Source organism: Cyanobium sp. Lug-B (assembly GCF_024345635.1).
In the GTDB taxonomy this organism is placed as follows: domain Bacteria; phylum Cyanobacteriota; class Cyanobacteriia; order PCC-6307; family Cyanobiaceae; genus Cyanobium; species Cyanobium minutissimum.
In genome coordinates this window covers 21,984-36,600 of sequence record NZ_JAGQBM010000026.1, presented here as the reverse complement: position 1 = coordinate 36,600, position 14,617 = coordinate 21,984, and the positions used below count along the sequence as shown (strand labels likewise).

General features: G+C 69.3%; 15 protein-coding genes and 1 pseudogene. 10 read left to right on the top strand and 6 right to left on the bottom strand.

The window, feature by feature from the left end; translation table 11 throughout:
• From KBY81_RS08385 to KBY81_RS08345, 9 genes and pseudogenes are all read left to right on the top strand, one after another.
• Window positions 1-559: pseudogene (locus KBY81_RS08385) on the top strand (DUF3352 domain-containing protein); the annotation flags it as partial.
• A 2-nt stretch (window positions 560-561) separates the two neighbouring features.
• Window positions 562-1,092, top strand: a complete 531-nt coding sequence (gene sixA / locus KBY81_RS08380) for a phosphohistidine phosphatase SixA (protein ID WP_254976223.1) — start codon at window positions 562-564, stop codon at window positions 1,090-1,092.
• Window positions 1,093-1,160: 68 nt separating this feature from the next.
• Window positions 1,161-2,378, top strand: a complete 1,218-nt coding sequence (locus tag KBY81_RS08375) for a citrate synthase (RefSeq protein WP_106219323.1) — start codon at window positions 1,161-1,163, stop codon at window positions 2,376-2,378.
• A gap of 51 nt (window positions 2,379-2,429) precedes the next feature.
• Entirely contained in the window at window positions 2,430-3,581 is a 1,152-nt protein-coding gene (gene nuoH / locus KBY81_RS08370; RefSeq protein WP_254972314.1) for an NADH-quinone oxidoreductase subunit NuoH, read from the top strand.
• 78 nt (window positions 3,582-3,659) lie between these two features.
• Entirely contained in the window at window positions 3,660-4,298 is a 639-nt protein-coding gene (gene ndhI / locus KBY81_RS08365) for an NAD(P)H-quinone oxidoreductase subunit I (protein WP_106219322.1), read from the top strand.
• Window positions 4,298-4,924 (top strand): NADH-quinone oxidoreductase subunit J, encoded by a 627-nt coding sequence (locus KBY81_RS08360; RefSeq protein WP_106219321.1) that lies wholly within the window; start codon window positions 4,298-4,300, stop codon window positions 4,922-4,924. Before ndhI ends, KBY81_RS08360 begins: the two co-directional genes overlap by 1 nt.
• On the top strand, window positions 4,921-5,250 hold the full coding sequence (nuoK, locus tag KBY81_RS08355; protein ID WP_106219320.1) for an NADH-quinone oxidoreductase subunit NuoK: 330 nt from the start codon (window positions 4,921-4,923) through the stop codon (window positions 5,248-5,250). The genes KBY81_RS08360 and nuoK overlap by 4 nt, the downstream gene beginning before the upstream one ends.
• Window positions 5,251-5,277: 27 nt before the next feature.
• On the top strand, window positions 5,278-6,267 hold the full coding sequence (locus tag KBY81_RS08350; RefSeq protein ID WP_106219319.1) for an NAD(+) kinase: 990 nt from the start codon (window positions 5,278-5,280) through the stop codon (window positions 6,265-6,267).
• Window positions 6,268-6,316: 49 nt separating this feature from the next.
• Window positions 6,317-6,841, top strand: coding sequence for a CYTH domain-containing protein (locus tag KBY81_RS08345; RefSeq protein ID WP_254976222.1), 525 nt, complete (start codon window positions 6,317-6,319; stop codon window positions 6,839-6,841).
• A gap of 39 nt (window positions 6,842-6,880) precedes the next feature.
• Here the strand turns inward: KBY81_RS08345 and KBY81_RS08340 are convergent, their stop codons facing one another.
• On the bottom strand, window positions 6,881-7,144 hold the full coding sequence (locus KBY81_RS08340; protein ID WP_106219317.1) for a LuxR C-terminal-related transcriptional regulator: 264 nt from the start codon (window positions 7,142-7,144) through the stop codon (window positions 6,881-6,883).
• 114 nt (window positions 7,145-7,258) lie between these two features.
• Here KBY81_RS08340 and KBY81_RS08335 point away from each other — a divergent pair, with 114 nt between their 5' ends.
• Entirely contained in the window at window positions 7,259-8,215 is a 957-nt protein-coding gene (locus KBY81_RS08335) for a methylenetetrahydrofolate reductase (RefSeq protein ID WP_396103673.1), read from the top strand.
• Here KBY81_RS08335 and KBY81_RS08330 read toward each other — a convergent pair.
• From KBY81_RS08330 to KBY81_RS08310, 5 genes are all read right to left on the bottom strand, one after another.
• Window positions 8,150-9,331: an NDP-sugar synthase gene (locus KBY81_RS08330; protein ID WP_106219315.1), complete on the bottom strand. Its 1,182-nt coding sequence runs from the start codon at window positions 9,329-9,331 to the stop codon at window positions 8,150-8,152. The two genes, KBY81_RS08335 and KBY81_RS08330, sit on opposite strands and share 66 nt — an antisense overlap.
• A 47-nt stretch (window positions 9,332-9,378) precedes the next feature.
• Entirely contained in the window at window positions 9,379-10,281 is a 903-nt protein-coding gene (locus KBY81_RS08325) for a segregation/condensation protein A (RefSeq protein WP_106219314.1), read from the bottom strand.
• A 97-nt stretch (window positions 10,282-10,378) separates the two neighbouring features.
• Entirely contained in the window at window positions 10,379-10,768 is a 390-nt protein-coding gene (locus KBY81_RS08320; protein WP_106219313.1) for a lipopolysaccharide assembly protein LapA domain-containing protein, read from the bottom strand.
• 126 nt (window positions 10,769-10,894) lie between these two features.
• Entirely contained in the window at window positions 10,895-12,496 is a 1,602-nt protein-coding gene (locus KBY81_RS08315; RefSeq protein WP_106219312.1) for an NAD(P)H-quinone oxidoreductase subunit 4, read from the bottom strand.
• Window positions 12,497-12,582: 86 nt separating this feature from the next.
• Entirely contained in the window at window positions 12,583-14,595 is a 2,013-nt protein-coding gene (locus KBY81_RS08310; protein WP_254972318.1) for an NAD(P)H-quinone oxidoreductase subunit 5, read from the bottom strand.
• Window positions 14,596-14,617: the final 22 nt, after the last annotated feature.

Here is a 14,617-nt window from a genome sequence, read left to right as displayed (position 1 = left end):
CCTGGTGGTGGGGACCGACGGGGGGCCCCTGCTGGCCGCCGCCAGCGGTGAGCGCTGGCTGCTCGGCACGGCGGCCGACCGGCCGGAGGCGGCGGCCGTCGAGGCCTCCCTGGCGGCCGATGGCCTGATCGCCGCTCCCCTGGAGGTGGAGGGCCGCCCGCTGCAGGTCTGGACGCGGCTGCAGGCCGGACCCACCCGCCGCGACGGCAGGGCCGAGCAGTTGCAGGCCCCCCTGCTGGGCTGGCGCTGGCAGCGGGGCGACCAGGCCTGGTGGGGGCAGTCCCTGGGGCAGCTGGAGAGCCTCGAGGGGCCCACTGCGAAGGGCGCGGCGCGCCCCCAGGACCCGCTGGAGAACCTGGCCGCCCCCGGGGCTGCCCTGCAGTGGGCCCTCGATGGTCCGCGGGCCCGCGACCTGCTGACCTCCTGGCAGCCGTGGCAGCGCCTCACCGCCCTGGCCGGCGGATCCCTCAGCGATCCCGTGGCGGGCCTGGCCCTGGCTCTGACCGGAGAGCCCGGGGGCCTGACCGTGGACGCGCGACTTGACTTCGGGGACGCCTGACCATGGCGTCTCTGGCCTGGGAACTGCTGCTGCTGCGCCACGGCATCGCCGAGGAGCGCAGCCCCGACCGGGTCGATGCCGAGCGGGAACTCACCGCCGCCGGTCGGGCCCGCACCCGGGCCGTGCTGGAGCGGGCCGCCGGTCTGGGGTTGCGGGCCGATCGCCTGCTCTCCAGCCCCCTGGCCCGGGCCCGGCAGACCGGGGAGATCGCCTGCGATGTCGCGCTGGCGGAGGGCCTGGAGCTGGCCCAGGCCCTGGAGCCGGGGGGTGACCCCCTGCCCCTGCTGCCGGCCTGGCTGAGCCAGCCGGCGGGGCGCCCCCGGGCGCCCCGCCGGCTGTTGCTGGTGGGCCATGAACCGGACCTGGGGCTGCTGGCGGCCCGCCTCCTGGGGGCGCCGCCCGGCGCCATCGCCCTGCGCAAGGCTGGCCTGGCCCTGCTGCGCCTGCCCCTCGTGCCGGCCGGGGCGGCCCTGGCCGGCACCGCCCGGCTGGAATGGCTGGTGCGGCCGAAGCTCTGGCTGCCCAGCCCCTGAGCCGGCAGCCGGCGCTACGGCAGACGCCCGTTCCTGCGCCTAAGTTCGTCCCATCCACAGGATTCGGCATGGCGGCGGTGAGCACCCCAGAGGCCAACGACCCTCAGGGCACCCCTCCTTCCCCATCGCCCCCGGCGCCGGCCACACCCACGTTCCGCCCCGGCCTGGAGGGGGTACCGGCCACCCAGTCGGCGGTGTGCGATATCGAGGGCCAGCGGGGCCTGCTCACCTACCGGGGCTACCCGATCGAGCAGCTGGCCAGCCACAGCAGCTTCCTCGAAACCGCCTACCTGCTGATCTGGGGGGAGCTGCCCACGATCTTCCAGCTGCGGGAGTTCGAGCAGGAGGTGCAGATGCACCGGCGGCTCAGCTTCCGCATCCGGGACATGATGAAGTGCTTCCCGGCCACGGGCCATCCGATGGATGCCCTCCAGGCCAGCGCGGCCTCCCTGGGGCTCTTCTATTCCCGCCGCGCCCTGTACGACCCCCAGTACATCGTTGATGCGGTGGTGCGGCTGATTGCCAAGATCCCCACGATGGTGGCGGCCTTCCAGCTGATCCGGAAGGGCCAGGACCCGATCCAGCCCCGGGACGACCTGGCCTACTCGGCCAACTTTCTCTACATGCTCACCGAGCGGGAGCCCGATCCCCTGGCGGCACGGATCTTCGACGCCTGCCTGATCCTGCATGCCGAGCACAGCCTCAACGCCAGCACCTTCAGCGCCCGCGTCACGGCGAGCACCCTCACCGACCCCTACGCGGTGGTGGCCTCGGCGGTGGGCACCCTGGCCGGCCCCCTGCACGGCGGTGCCAATGAGGATGTGCTCGACATGCTCGACCAGATCGGCAGCATCGACCAGGTGGAACCCTGGCTCGATCGGGCCATCGCCCAGAAGCAGAAGATCATGGGCTTCGGCCACCGCGAGTACCGGGTCAAGGATCCCCGGGCCGTGATCCTGCAGGGCCTGGCCGAGGAGCTCTTCCAGCGCTTCGGCCACGACGCCATGTACGACGTCGCCCTCAAGCTGGAGGAGGTGGCGGGCCGGCGGCTGGGGCCGAAGGGCATCTACCCGAACGTCGACTTCTACTCCGGTCTCGTCTACCGGAAGCTGGGTATTCCCCGCGACCTGTTCACCCCCATCTTCGCCATCGCCCGTACGGCAGGATGGCTGGCCCACTGGAAGGAACAACTGGGTGCCAACCGCATCTACCGTCCCTCGCAGATCTACACCGGCCCCGCGGAGCGGGGCTGGCTCCCCCTGGAAAGCCGTCCGGTTCCTGGCTGAGTCACTGGCTGACCCGTTCCCCCCTAGGTTCCCCTCCAACGGAGTTCTCTGATGCTGTCCACTGGCCTGATGGGTGCCGCCATCGCTCCCCCCGGTCTCGATCTCCAGTCGAGCTTCCTTGACCTCGCCCAGGCCATGGGTCTCACCCCCGCGGCGGCCCGCCTGCTGTGGCTGCCCCTGCCGATGGTGCTGGTGCTGGTGGGGGCGGTCGTCGGGGTGCTGGTGAGCGTCTGGCTCGAGCGCAAGATCTCGGCGGCGGTGCAGCAGCGCATCGGCCCGGAGTACGCCGGCGCCCTGGGGGTGCTTCAGCCCCTGGCCGACGGCCTCAAGCTGGTGTTCAAGGAGGACATCATCCCGGCCCGGGCCGATGCCCTGCTGTTCAGCCTCGGCCCCGTGCTGGTGGTGGTGCCCGTGATCCTCTCCTGGCTGGTGGTGCCCTTCGGCCAGAACCTGCTGATCAGCAACGTGGGGGTGGGCATCTTCCTGTGGATCGCCCTGAGCAGCATCCAGCCCATCGGCCTGCTGATGAGCGGCTATTCCAGCAACAACAAGTATTCGCTCCTGGGCGGGCTGCGCGCCGCCGCCCAGTCGATCAGCTACGAGATCCCCCTGGCTCTGGCGGTGCTGGCGGTGGTGATGATGAGCAATTCCCTCAGCACCGTCGACATCGTCGCCCAGCAGACCGGGGCCGGCATCTTCAGCTGGAACATCTGGCGCCAGCCCGTCGGCTTCGTGATCTTCTGGATCTGTGCCCTGGCGGAGTGCGAGCGCCTGCCCTTCGACCTGCCGGAGGCCGAGGAGGAGCTGGTGGCCGGCTACCAGACCGAGTACTCCGGCATGAAGTTCGCCCTCTTCTACCTCGGCAGCTACATCAACCTGGTGCTCTCGGCCCTGCTGGTGTCGGTGCTTTATCTGGGCGGCTGGAGCTTTCCTGTGCCGGTCGAGTGGATCACCGGCTGGCTCGGTGTCTCCCCCGACGCCCCCCTGGTCCAGGTGATCACCGGTTCGATCGGCATCGTCAGCACGATCCTCAAGGCCTACCTGCTGGTGTTCTTCGCGATCCTTCTCCGCTGGACCACCCCACGGGTGCGGATCGACCAGCTGCTCGACCTGGGCTGGAAGTTCCTGCTGCCCATCGCCCTGGTCAACCTTCTGGTCACCGCCGGTCTCAAGCTGGCCTTCCCGGTCGCCTTCGGCGGCTGAACCCGTTCCCCGGATACCAACACAGCGGCCCCCACCGGGCCATCATGGTCCCCATCCCGTAACCCCCACGCCCCTGCCATGTTCGGGTTTCTCAAGCAAGTCGGTGACTACACCCGGGAGGCGGTGAGCGCGGCCCAGACGATGACCCAGGGGCTGGCGGTCACCTTCGATCACCTGCGCCGGCGGCCGATCACGGTCCAGTATCCGTACGAGAAGCTGATCCCCTCCGAGCGCTACCGGGGCCGCATCCACTACGAGCTCGACAAGTGCATCTCCTGCGAGGTGTGCGTGCGGGTCTGTCCCATCAACCTGCCCGTGGTGGACTGGGTGATGAACAAGGCCACCAAGAAGAAGGAACTGCGTAACTACTCGATCGATTTCGGGGTGTGCATCTTCTGCGGCAACTGCGTGGAGTACTGCCCGACCAACTGCCTCTCCATGACCGAGGAGTACGAGCTGGCGGCCTTCGACCGCCACAGCCTCAACTACGACAACGTCGCCCTCGGCCGCCTGCCCACCAGCGTCACCTCCGACCCGGCCGTGTTCGCCCTGCGGGAACTGGCCTACCTTCCCAAGGGCGCCATGGATCCCCATGGGGTGCCCGCCACCGAGCCGCGGGCCGGCCAGCTGCCGTCCCAGGTGCTGGAATCGCTCCAGCCGGTCCCCAGCGGTGGGCCGTCCGCCGCCGCCCCCTCCGACAGCACCGCAGAGTCCTGATGTCGATCGCTTCCACCACCCAGCAGATCTGTTTCCTGGTGCTCTCGGCCACCACCGTGATCGGTGCCCTGGGTGTCGTCCTGCTGCCCAACATCGTCTATTCCGCCTTCCTGCTGGGTGGCGTCTTCCTTTCGGTGTCCGGGCTCTACCTGTTGCTCAACGCCAGCTTCGTCGCCGCCGCCCAGATCCTGGTCTATGTCGGGGCGGTCAATGTGCTGATTCTGTTCGCGATCATGCTCGTGAACAAGAAGGAAACCCTCGCTGCGATTCCCGGCCTGCTGGTCCGCCGTCTCCTGTCCGGGGCCGTCTGCGCCGGCCTGTTCGCCCTGCTGCTGCGGGTGGCGTTCACCACCCCGTGGGCCCTGCCGGGCCCCACGCCGGTGGGCGAGGAGGCCACCATCCGGATCGGTGAGCACCTGTTCACCGACTACCTGCTGCCCTTCGAGCTGGCTTCGGTGCTGCTGCTGATGGCGATGATCGGGGCGATCGTGCTGGCCCGCCGCGACGTCTTCAGCACCGATGTGATCACCGGTGAGCCGGCCGATCAGGGTCTGATCGAGAAGGATCGCACCCCGCTGCTGATCGAGACGTCCGCCAACGCCCCCACCCTGCTCACCAAGCCATGATCTTCGACGCCGCCTCCCCGATCCCCCTCGAGGGCTTTCTCGCCGTCGCCGCCATGCTGTTCTGCGTGGGTGTCTGGGGTCTGATCAACAGTCGCAATGCCGTGCGGGTGCTGATGAGCATCGAGCTGATGCTCAACGCCGTCAACATCAACCTGATGGCCTTCTCCAACTACCTCGATGGTCAGCTGATCCGTGGCCAGGTGTTCGCGATCTTCGTGATCACCGTGGCGGCCGCCGAGGCCGCCGTCGGTCTGGCGATTCTGCTGTCGCTCTATCGCAACCGCGAAACCGTCGACATGGAGCGCTTCAACCTGCTGCGCTGGTAGCGGTGCCAGCGTCCGCGGAGTGCGCCCATGCGGCTTGAGAGGGTCTGGCTGATCCTGCGCAAGGGCAGCCAGGCGGCCCAGCGCCAGGCCCGCCGCTGCGCCCAGGACCTGCGCTCCCAGGGGACCCTCGTCACCACCGCCGTCAGCGGGCTGGGTCTGAACCCCTTCCCCGGACTCCTGGCCACCGAGGCTGAGCTGCCCGATCTGGCCGTCGTCCTCGGCGGTGACGGCACCGTGCTGGCCGCGGCCCGTCACCTGGCCAGCTACGGGGTGCCGGTGCTCAGCTTCAACGTCGGCGGCCACCTGGGCTTCCTCACCCATGAGCGGCGCCTGCTCCGGCTGCAGGGCGATGGGCATGGGGAGCCCGGCGGCCACGATCCGGACGACACCCTCTGGCAGCGGCTGCGGGACGATCGCTTCGCCATCGAACGGCGCATGATGCTGGAGGCCCGGGTCGACCGGGGCGATGGCGTGCCCCAGGAGGGGGACGGGGCCTCCGACGACGACCTCAGCGGGGTCGGCGATGGCCCCCACACGGCCCTCAACGACTTCTACTTCCGTCCCGCCCTCGACGAGCTCTCCCCCACCTGCATGCTCGAGCTCGAGATCGACGGGGAGGTGGTGGATCAGTACCGGGGCGATGGCCTGATCATCGCCACCCCCACCGGCTCCACGGGCTATGCCATGGCGGCCGGCGGTCCGATCCTCCACCCGGGGATCGAAGCGATCGTGGTCACGCCGATCTGCCCGATGAGTCTCTCCAGCCGGGCGGTGGTGGTGCCGCCCGGCTCCAGGCTGTCGGTGTGGCCCCTGGGGGAAACCAGCCGCCGGGTGAAGCTCTGGAAGGACGGAGCCCATGCCACCGTGCTGGAACCCGGGGATCGCTGCGTCCTGCAGCGGGGCCGCCATCCGGTGCTGATGCTCCAGCTCGAGCAGAGCCCCTCGTACTACAGCACCCTCACCCACAAGCTCCACTGGGCCGGCAGCCTCACCGCCGTCGAGCCGTCCCGCAACTGATCCGCGCCCGTCCACGCCCCGACGCCCCCCCGACCACGCCCCCCTGACCATGGCCCTGGAAATCGAGCGCCGCTTCCTCGTCCATGGCGAGCAGTGGCGCCCCCATGTGCGGGGCGAGCACCTCATCCGCCAGGGGTATCTGGCCAGCGGTAGCGAGGGCCTCACCCTGCGGGTGCGGCTGGCCCGCCCCCCCGCCGGGCCCGTGGCGGCCTTCCTCACCCTCAAGCTGCCGGTCCCCGGCGAGTCCGTGACGCGGGAGGAGTACGAGTACGCGATTCCGGCCGCCGACGCCGAGGCCCTGCTGGAGCGCTGCGACCATCGGCTCGGCAAGACCCGCTTCGCGCTGGATCTGCCCGGGGGCGACTGGGTCCTGGATGTGTTCGAGGGCGCCAATGGGCCCCTGGTGGTGGCGGAGGTGGAACTGGAGCGCCCCGACCAGCCGGTGGCCGTTCCCCCCTGGTGCGCCAGGGAGATCACCGGCCGCGGCGAGCTCAGCAATGCCGCCCTGGCCCGCTGTCCCCTGGCGATGTGGCCCGAGGCCGACCGTCGGGCCCTGCTGGCCCAGCTCGACTGAGCCGGCGTCCCTGGGCCGGCACCGGGACGCCGTCGACGCTCAGCCCTTGCCGTTCCCGTCCTCGGTGGGCAGGGCGCAGCAGTTGAAGCCGTCACGGCAGATCTTGCCGTGGTCCATGGCCCAGTTCAGCAGGGCCACCCGGTTCTTGGCGCCGGTCTTGGTGAAGATGTTGCTGACGTGGTTGTCAACCGTGCGCTTGCTGATGGTGAGCTGGCCGGCGATCTCCAGGTTGGTCAGTCCGGTGGCCACCAGCTCGATGATCTCGAGCTCCCGCTCTGACAACTCGCTGCGTGGGTGGATCATGGGCCGCTCCAGGGACGGGGATGGGGACAGGGAGCTGGCAGCCGCCATGGACCTGCGCTCAGCCATCGGCTCCTCGGCGAGGGCTGGTTCACTCTAGGCAGCGGCTGCTCCATGATGCCCCTGTCTTGGAGATGGCCGTTGCAGCTTCGACAGGCCCTGGCGGATGGTCGGTTCGCCGTGACGGCGGAGGTGACGCCGCCCCGGGGAGGCGATCCCGGTCGCACCCTCGAGGCGGCGACGGCGCTGCGGGGTCTGGTGCATGCGGTCAACGTCACCGATGGCAGCCGGGCCGTGATGCGGATGAGCAGCCTCGCCGTGTGCCGTCTGCTGCTGGAGGCCGGCATCGAGCCGGTGCTGCAGATGACCTGCCGCGACCGCAACCGCATCGCCCTGCAGGCCGATCTGCTCGGGGCCCATGCCCTCGGCATCCGCAACCTGCTCTGTCTCACCGGTGACCCGGTGAGGGCCGGCGATCAGCCCGGGGTCCGGGCGGTGAACGAGCTGGAGGCGGTGCGGCTGCTGCAGCTGGTGCGGGGCCTCAACGCCGGCGAGGATCCCGTCAAGGGGGAGTTGCCGGACGGGGCCACGGCCCTCTTCCCCGGCGCCGCCGCCGATCCCCAGTCGCCCAGCTGGAGCGGTCTGCTCTCCCGGGTGCGGCGCAAGCAGGAGGCGGGGGCCCGCTTCCTCCAGACCCAGATGGTGATGGATGCGGAGGCCCTGCGCCGCTTCGTGGGGGAGATCACCGGCCCCCTCGGACTGCCGGTGCTGGCCGGCGTGTTTCTGCTCAAGTCGGCCCGCAATGCCCAGTTCATCAATCGGGTCGTGCCGGGGGCCTGCATCCCCCAGGCCCTGATCGACCGGCTCGCCGGGGCGGCCGATCCGGCAGGGGAGGGGGTGGCGATCGCCGCCGAACAGGTGGCCACCTACCGCTCCATCGCCCAGGGGGTGCACCTGATGGCCATCAAGGCCGAACACCGCATTCCCCAGATCCTGCGGCTGGCGGGACTAGGGGGCGCCGCTGGCGGCGAGGTCGGTGCCCAGGAGCTCGGCCATGGCCTTCTGCTGCGGTGAGGGCGTGCCCACGTCCTGACGGCGGGAATCGGTGATCAGCCAGTCGAGGGCGGCCTCCTGGAGATCGAAGTGGTCGCCGTTGCGATCAACGCAGTAACGGCCGTAGACCAGCTTCTCGACGAGCTGCACCCCGGGGCCGATCCGGGAGTAGTCGAAGATGATCGAGTTGTCGATCGTGGCCCCTTCACAGATGTGGCAGCTCGGTCCGATCATGGCCGGCCCGATGATCGTGACGCCGTTCTCGATGCGGGTCATGCCGCCCACGAAGATCGGCCCCTCGACATGGATCTGGTCCCAGTCGGCCGCCACGTTGAGGCCGGCGTAGATCCCGGGGCGCACCTCCTTGCCGGGAATCTGCACCTGGCGCACGTCCCCCTGCAGGACGCTGCGGATCGCCTGCCAGTAATCCGGCACCTTGCCGATGTCGACCCACTCGAACTCCATGGGCAGGGCGTAGAAGGGGGCCCCGGATTCCACCAGCCTGGGGAACAGATCGGCGGCGATGTCGAAGGCTTCGCCGCTGGGGATGAAGTCGAGGACCTCCGGCTCGAAGATGTAGATGCCGGTGTTGATCATGTCGCTGGCGGCTTCTTCCACCGACGGCTTCTCCTGGAAGGACAGCACCCGCCCGGCTTCATCGGTCACCACCACCCCGTAACTGCTCACCTGGTCGCGGGGGACGCGCTTGGTGATCAGGCTGGCCATGGCCCCCTTCTCCCGATGGCGGCGCACGGCTTCAGAGAGATCGAGATCGATCAGGGCATCGCCGCAGAGCACCACGAAGGTGTCGTCGAAGAAGGCCTGGAAATCCTGGATCTTCTTCAGGCCGCCGGCCGAGCCCATGGCTTCGCCGATCAGCTCCCCGTCCTTGATGCGCCCCTCGAAGCTGTAGGCGATCTGGACACCGAAACGCTGGCCGTCGCGGAAATAGTTTTCGATCTCCTCCGAAAGGTGGGAGACATTGACCATGATTTCGTTGAAGCCGTGCTCCCGGAGCAACTCGAGCAGAAACTCCATCACGGGTTTCTGGAGGATCGGGATCATCGGCTTGGGCGTTGTGTGCGTGATCGGACGCACCCGTGTTCCCTTGCCTGCCGCCAGGATCATCGCCTTCATCGGCGTCGTTTCAGGTCGGAGGTGAAAACCCAGCCTAAGGAGAAACCTCAGGCAGCCACTGCTTCCCGAGCCGGCCCCCTATCTGACCCCTGGCCTGGGAGCCGCGGCAGGCTCACCGCCTCCCCCCGCTCCTCACGGCGCCGCCGCAGGCTGAGGGGGCCGTAGAGGCCGCCGTCCTGGGCCAGTTCCACCTTGCCCTGGGAGGAGAGGAACAGCAGGGCCCAGAACACCCCCACCCGATCGCTGTCGAGATCGGCGTCCTCCGGCGAGCCGGCGCGGGGGCAGGCCAGGGCCTCCGCCCAGGCACCCACCAGGGCATCGAAGGCCACCCACTCGAGGGTCTCGGCGGTGGGTTCCCACTCCAGCAGGAAGCGGCTGAGGGCGGCGGTGGTCTCCGGCAGTTTCTCCCGGTGGGCCAGGGAGGCCACCTGGGCGATCGCCGCCCGCTCGCTGTAACGGCGGGCGCGGGGCCTGTGGCGCCCTTCCCCTCCCTCCTGCTCGAGCCGCTCGGCGATGTCCTCGAGCTGGCGGATCAGTTCCCCCAGGGTGACCGGGCGCTGCAGGGGGGGCGGCGCCACCGGCCGGCGCAGCAGGTGCCGTTCGGGCCGCCGCGGCAGGACCACGGCGGAGGGGTCCCAGCCATCGTCGTCCTCGGGGGCGAAGGAATCCTCCAGCAGCGGTTCGGGCGGGAAGGTGGCCGATTCCAGCAGTTCCGCCTTGAGCCCCACCAGCACCGAGGCGGCCAGGAAGGCCTCGCTGGACTCGGCCAGGTCCCGTTCGTAGCTGCCCCCGCCGGGGGCCAGACGCCTGGGCAGCTCGATGCGCTGGCGCAGCTGGTCGAGGAAGCCGTCGACGACGGCGATCACATCCACGTCCCAGGGGTCGATGTCGCCCCGTTCGGCCGCGTCCTGGAGCAACCGGATGGCGAGTCTGGCGCCCGCTTCTGCCACGCGCGATGTCCTGCTCGGAGGGTGCCGTCCCTGGGCAAGCTACCGGCTGTGGCCCGTCGGCACCAGTCGCGGTGATGACCGAAGCGACCCCCAGGCTTCAGTCGACCGCCAGGGACATTCCCTCCTCCCCCCCGGCCGAGGACGGCGCCGAACTCTCCCCGGCGGCCGGCAGCAGCCCCAGCTGGGCGTCCACGGTGGCCCGGTAGCGGCGCAGATCGTTTTCCAGTTCGCTGATGCGCACCTGCTGGGCCTCCACTTCGCCGGCGGTCTGCAGGGTTTCCACCTTCCGCACGACGCCGCTCCAGACGGCGTAGATCCAGGCGGCGGTGGCACCGAGACCGCCCACCACCAGCAGCAGGGCCGCCAGCGGCAGGGTGGTGCTCACCCCCGGCAGGAAATGCACCGTGGTGGCCGTGGTGTTCTCCAGGGTGAACATCACCGTGGCCAAGCCGAAGCTGAAGATCAGAAGGAAGTTGATCTGCCGCATGGAGACCCTCGCTGTGCGATGGAGGAGCGTAGGCATCCTCCCCGGAGGATGGCGCCATGGCCCCGGGCCTGCGCAGGGTTTCGTAACCGGCCCCGGAGCGGACCCCCGCCGTGGCGGGAACGGGCCTCAGCCGAGGGCCGGGGCGTGCAGCAGGGCCGGTGGGAGGCTGCCGAAGGCGCCGGTGGCCATCACCGCCGGGACCGGGGCGCGGCCCACCTTCACCAGGGCCACCGACTCCCGCTCCACCAGGGCCTCGATGGCGGCCCGGTAGCTGTCGGTGACCAGGCGCGGGTAGAGGCCGATGCCGATGATCGGCACCAGCAGGCAGGAGATCACGTAGATCTCCCGGGGCTCGGCGTCGACCAGGTGGGTGTGGGAGGCGAGCTCGGGGTTCTCCTTGCCGAAGAAGATCTCCCGCAGCATCGACAGCAGGTAGATGGGGGTGAGGATCACGCCGATGGCCGCCAGCACGGCGATGACGATGCGGAAGCTGAGGCTGTAGGCCTCGCTGGTGGCGAAGCCCACGAACACCATCAGCTCGGAGACGAAGCCGCTCATGCCCGGCAGGGCCAGGGAGGCCAGGGAGCAGACGGTCCAGAGGGCGAACATCTTGCGCATCTTCTGGCCCACGCCGCCCATCTCGTCGAGCTGGAGGGTGTGGGTGCGGTCGTAGGTGGCGCCCACCAGGAAGAACAGGCTGGCGCCGATCAGGCCATGGCTGATCATCTGCAGCATCGCGCCGCTGGTGCCCAGGGCGCTGAAGCTGCCGATGCCGATCAGCACGAAGCCCATGTGGCTGATCGAGCTGTAGGCGATCTTGCGCTTGAGGTTGCGCTGGGCGAAGGAGGTGAGGGCGGCGTAGATGATGTTCACCACCCCCAGGATCACCAGGAGGGGTGCGAACTGGACGTGGGCCTCCGGCAGGAGCTGCACGTTGAAGCGCAGCAGCGCGTAGCCCCCCATCTTGAGCAGGATGCCCGCCAGCAGCATGTGCACCGGCGCGGTGGCCTCACCGTGGGCATCGGGCAGCCAGGTATGCAGGGGCACCACCGGCAGCTTGACGCCGAAGGCGATCAGCAGGGCCGCGTAGCAGAGCACCTGGAAGCCGGTGCCGAACTCCTTGGCCGCCAGCACCGTGTACTCGAAGCTGGGGGCCCCGCCGCCGTAGAAGGCCATCGCCAGGCCGGCCAGGAGGATGAACAGGGAGCTGCCGGCGGTGTAGAGGATGAACTTGGTGGCGGCGTACTGGCGCTTCTTGCCGCCCCAGATGGCCAGCAGCAGGTACACCGGCAGCAGCTCCAGCTCCCAGGCCAGGAAGAAGAGCAGCATGTCCTGCACGGCGAAGACGGCGATCTGACCGCCGTCCATGGCCAGGAGCAGGAAGTAGAAGAGCCTGGGCTTGAAGGTCACCGGCCAGGCCGCCAGGCAGGCCAGGGAGGTGATGAAGCTGGTGAGCAGGATCAGCGGCATCGAGAGGCCGTCGGCCCCCACCGACCAGGCCAGACCCAGATCGGGCAGCCACTGCACCCGCTCCACCAGCTGCAGGCCGGGATCGGCGGGGTCGTAGCCGCGCAGGTAGGCCCCCACGGTGACCAGGAAGGTGGTGAGGGCGACGCCGAGGGCGTACCAGCGGACCTGCCTGCCGTCGCCCTTGTCGGGCACGAAGGGGATCAGAAGCGCGGCACCGATCGGGAACAGAATCGCGGTGCTCAGCCAGGGAAAGGGCACAGAACGGTGCTGTCCATCTGGCCGGAGTGTAGAAATCCAGGCCTCCTACCCACCCTGCGGATGGGCGTTGTCACACACAGAAGGGCTCAGCCGAAGGCCCCGAACAGCAGCACCAGGCCGATGACGCCCCCGAAGACGATCAGGGCATAGAACTGGACCCGGCCGGTCTCGAAGTATTTGAGGCCCTCGCCGCTGCCCAGGGTGAGCAGGCCGGTGAGGTTCACCACCCCGTCCACCACCTTGGAGTCGACGTCGAGCACCTGGCGGGCCAGCCGGCGGCTGCCCTGGACGAACAGCTTGTCGTTGATGGCATCGAGGTACCACTTGTTGGCCAGGAACCGGTTGATGGCCGGGAAGCGCCCCGCCACGGCGGTGCCGAGATCGATGCGGTGCAGGGCGTAGGCGAGCACCGCCAGGCCGATGCCGAGGCTGGAGATGGCCACTGAGGCGCCCGCCAGGGGCAGGAACTCACCCCAGCGGAAATGCTCGGCGGCCTCCATGGCCTCGGCGGGATCGACGAGCAGGCCGAAGCGGCTGTTCCAGGGGGTGCCCAGCAGGCCGATCAGCACCGAGGGGACCGCCAGCACCACCAGGGGAGCCGCCATCTGCCAGCCCGACTCGTGGGGATGGCTGGCGTGGTCGTGGTGGCCCTCCTCGGCGGATCCGCCGGCAGGCTGGCCCGCGGCGCTGAGCAGCTGGGCGCGGATGCCGGCGTCCTGGCCGCGGAAGGAGCCCTCGAAGGTGAGGAAATAGAGGCGGAACATGTAGAAGGCGGTCATCCCGGCGGTCAGGAAGCCCATGGCCCAGAGCAGCGGGAAGCTGTTGAAGGCCTGGCCGAGGATCTCGTCCTTGCTCCAGAAACCCGCCAGGGGGGGGATGCCGCTGATCGCAATGCAGCCGATCAGGAAGGTGGCCGAGGTGATCGGCATGTACTGGCGCAGGCCTCCCATCAGGCGCATGTCCTGGGCCAGCACCGGTTCATGGCCCACCACCTCCTCCATGGCGTGGATCACAGAGCCGGAGCCCAGGAACAGCATCGCCTTGAAGAAGGCGTGGGTGACCAGGTGGAACATGCCGGCCACCGGGGCGCCGCAGCCCATGGCCAGCATCATGTAGCCGAGCTGGGAGACGGTGCTGTAGGCCAGCCCCTTCTTCAGATCCATCTGGGTGAGGGCAATGGTGGCCCCCAGAAACAGGGTGATGGTGCCGATCACGGCGATCACCAGCTGGACCTGCGGAAAGGGCTCGTAGACCGGCTGGAGACGGGCCACCAGGAAGACGCCGGCCGCCACCATCGTGGCGGCGTGGATCAGGGCCGAGATGGGGGTGGGGCCCTCCATGGCGTCGGGCAGCCACACGTGCAGGGGGAACTGGGCCGACTTGGCCATCGGGCCCATGAACACCAGCAGGCAGAGGAGCACCGCCACTCCGGTGGGCAGGCCACCGCCGGCCACGGCCGCCGAGAGCCGCTCACCGATCTCCTCGAAGCCGAAGCTGCCGGTGGCCCAGAACAGGCCGAGGATTCCCAGCAGCAGGCCGAAGTCGCCGACCCGGTTGACCACGAAGGCCTTCTGGGCGGCATTGGCGGCGGCGTCGCGGTCGTACCAGAAGCCCACCAGCAGGTAGGAGCACATGCCCACCAGCTCCCAGAACACGTAGATCTCGAGCAGGTTGGGACTGATCACCAGCCCCAGCATCGAGCTGCTGAACAGGGCCAGGTAGGTGAAGAAGCGGACATAGCCCTTGTCGTGGGCCATGTAGCCGTCGGAATAGACCATCACCAGCAGGGCGATGGTGGTGACCAGCGACAGCATCACCGCCCCGAGGGCGTCGACGCGGAAGCCCATCTGCAGGTGGAAGGTGCCGGCGCCGGCCCAGTCGAACAGGACCTCGGTGGCCCCGGCTCCAGCCAGCTGTTCGGCCAGGATCGCGAAGCTCAGCACCGCGGCCATGCCGACGGTGGTGATCAGCAGCAACGCCACCGGCTTGCGCAGGCGGTTGACGGTGCGGTTGAAGGTGATCAGCCCCAGGCCGGTGAGGCAGGCCCCCAGCAGGGGCAGCACCGGGATCAGCCAGGCAAGTTCGGAAGCGGCGGGCATCCTGGGGGCTCTGTTGGCGCGA

Excerpts from the sequence above, each read along its gene's own strand:
- sixA (WP_254976223.1), top strand. The coding sequence starts at position 562 with ATGGCGTCTCTGGCCTGGGAACTGCTGCTGCTGCGCCACGGCATCGCC.
- KBY81_RS08375 (WP_106219323.1), top strand. The coding sequence starts at position 1,161 with ATGGCGGCGGTGAGCACCCCAGAGGCCAACGACCCTCAGGGCACCCCT.
- nuoH (WP_254972314.1), top strand. The coding sequence starts at position 2,430 with ATGCTGTCCACTGGCCTGATGGGTGCCGCCATCGCTCCCCCCGGTCTC.
- ndhI (WP_106219322.1), top strand. The coding sequence starts at position 3,660 with ATGTTCGGGTTTCTCAAGCAAGTCGGTGACTACACCCGGGAGGCGGTG.
- KBY81_RS08360 (WP_106219321.1), top strand. The coding sequence starts at position 4,298 with ATGTCGATCGCTTCCACCACCCAGCAGATCTGTTTCCTGGTGCTCTCG.
- nuoK (WP_106219320.1), top strand. The coding sequence starts at position 4,921 with ATGATCTTCGACGCCGCCTCCCCGATCCCCCTCGAGGGCTTTCTCGCC.
- KBY81_RS08350 (WP_106219319.1), top strand. The coding sequence starts at position 5,278 with ATGCGGCTTGAGAGGGTCTGGCTGATCCTGCGCAAGGGCAGCCAGGCG.
- KBY81_RS08345 (WP_254976222.1), top strand. The coding sequence starts at position 6,317 with ATGGCCCTGGAAATCGAGCGCCGCTTCCTCGTCCATGGCGAGCAGTGG.
- KBY81_RS08340 (WP_106219317.1), bottom strand. The coding sequence starts at position 7,144 with ATGATCCACCCACGCAGCGAGTTGTCAGAGCGGGAGCTCGAGATCATC.
- KBY81_RS08335 (WP_396103673.1), top strand. The coding sequence starts at position 7,259 with ATGCCCCTGTCTTGGAGATGGCCGTTGCAGCTTCGACAGGCCCTGGCG.
- KBY81_RS08330 (WP_106219315.1), bottom strand. The coding sequence starts at position 9,331 with ATGAAGGCGATGATCCTGGCGGCAGGCAAGGGAACACGGGTGCGTCCG.
- KBY81_RS08320 (WP_106219313.1), bottom strand. The coding sequence starts at position 10,768 with ATGCGGCAGATCAACTTCCTTCTGATCTTCAGCTTCGGCTTGGCCACG.
- KBY81_RS08310 (WP_254972318.1), bottom strand. The coding sequence starts at position 14,595 with ATGCCCGCCGCTTCCGAACTTGCCTGGCTGATCCCGGTGCTGCCCCTG.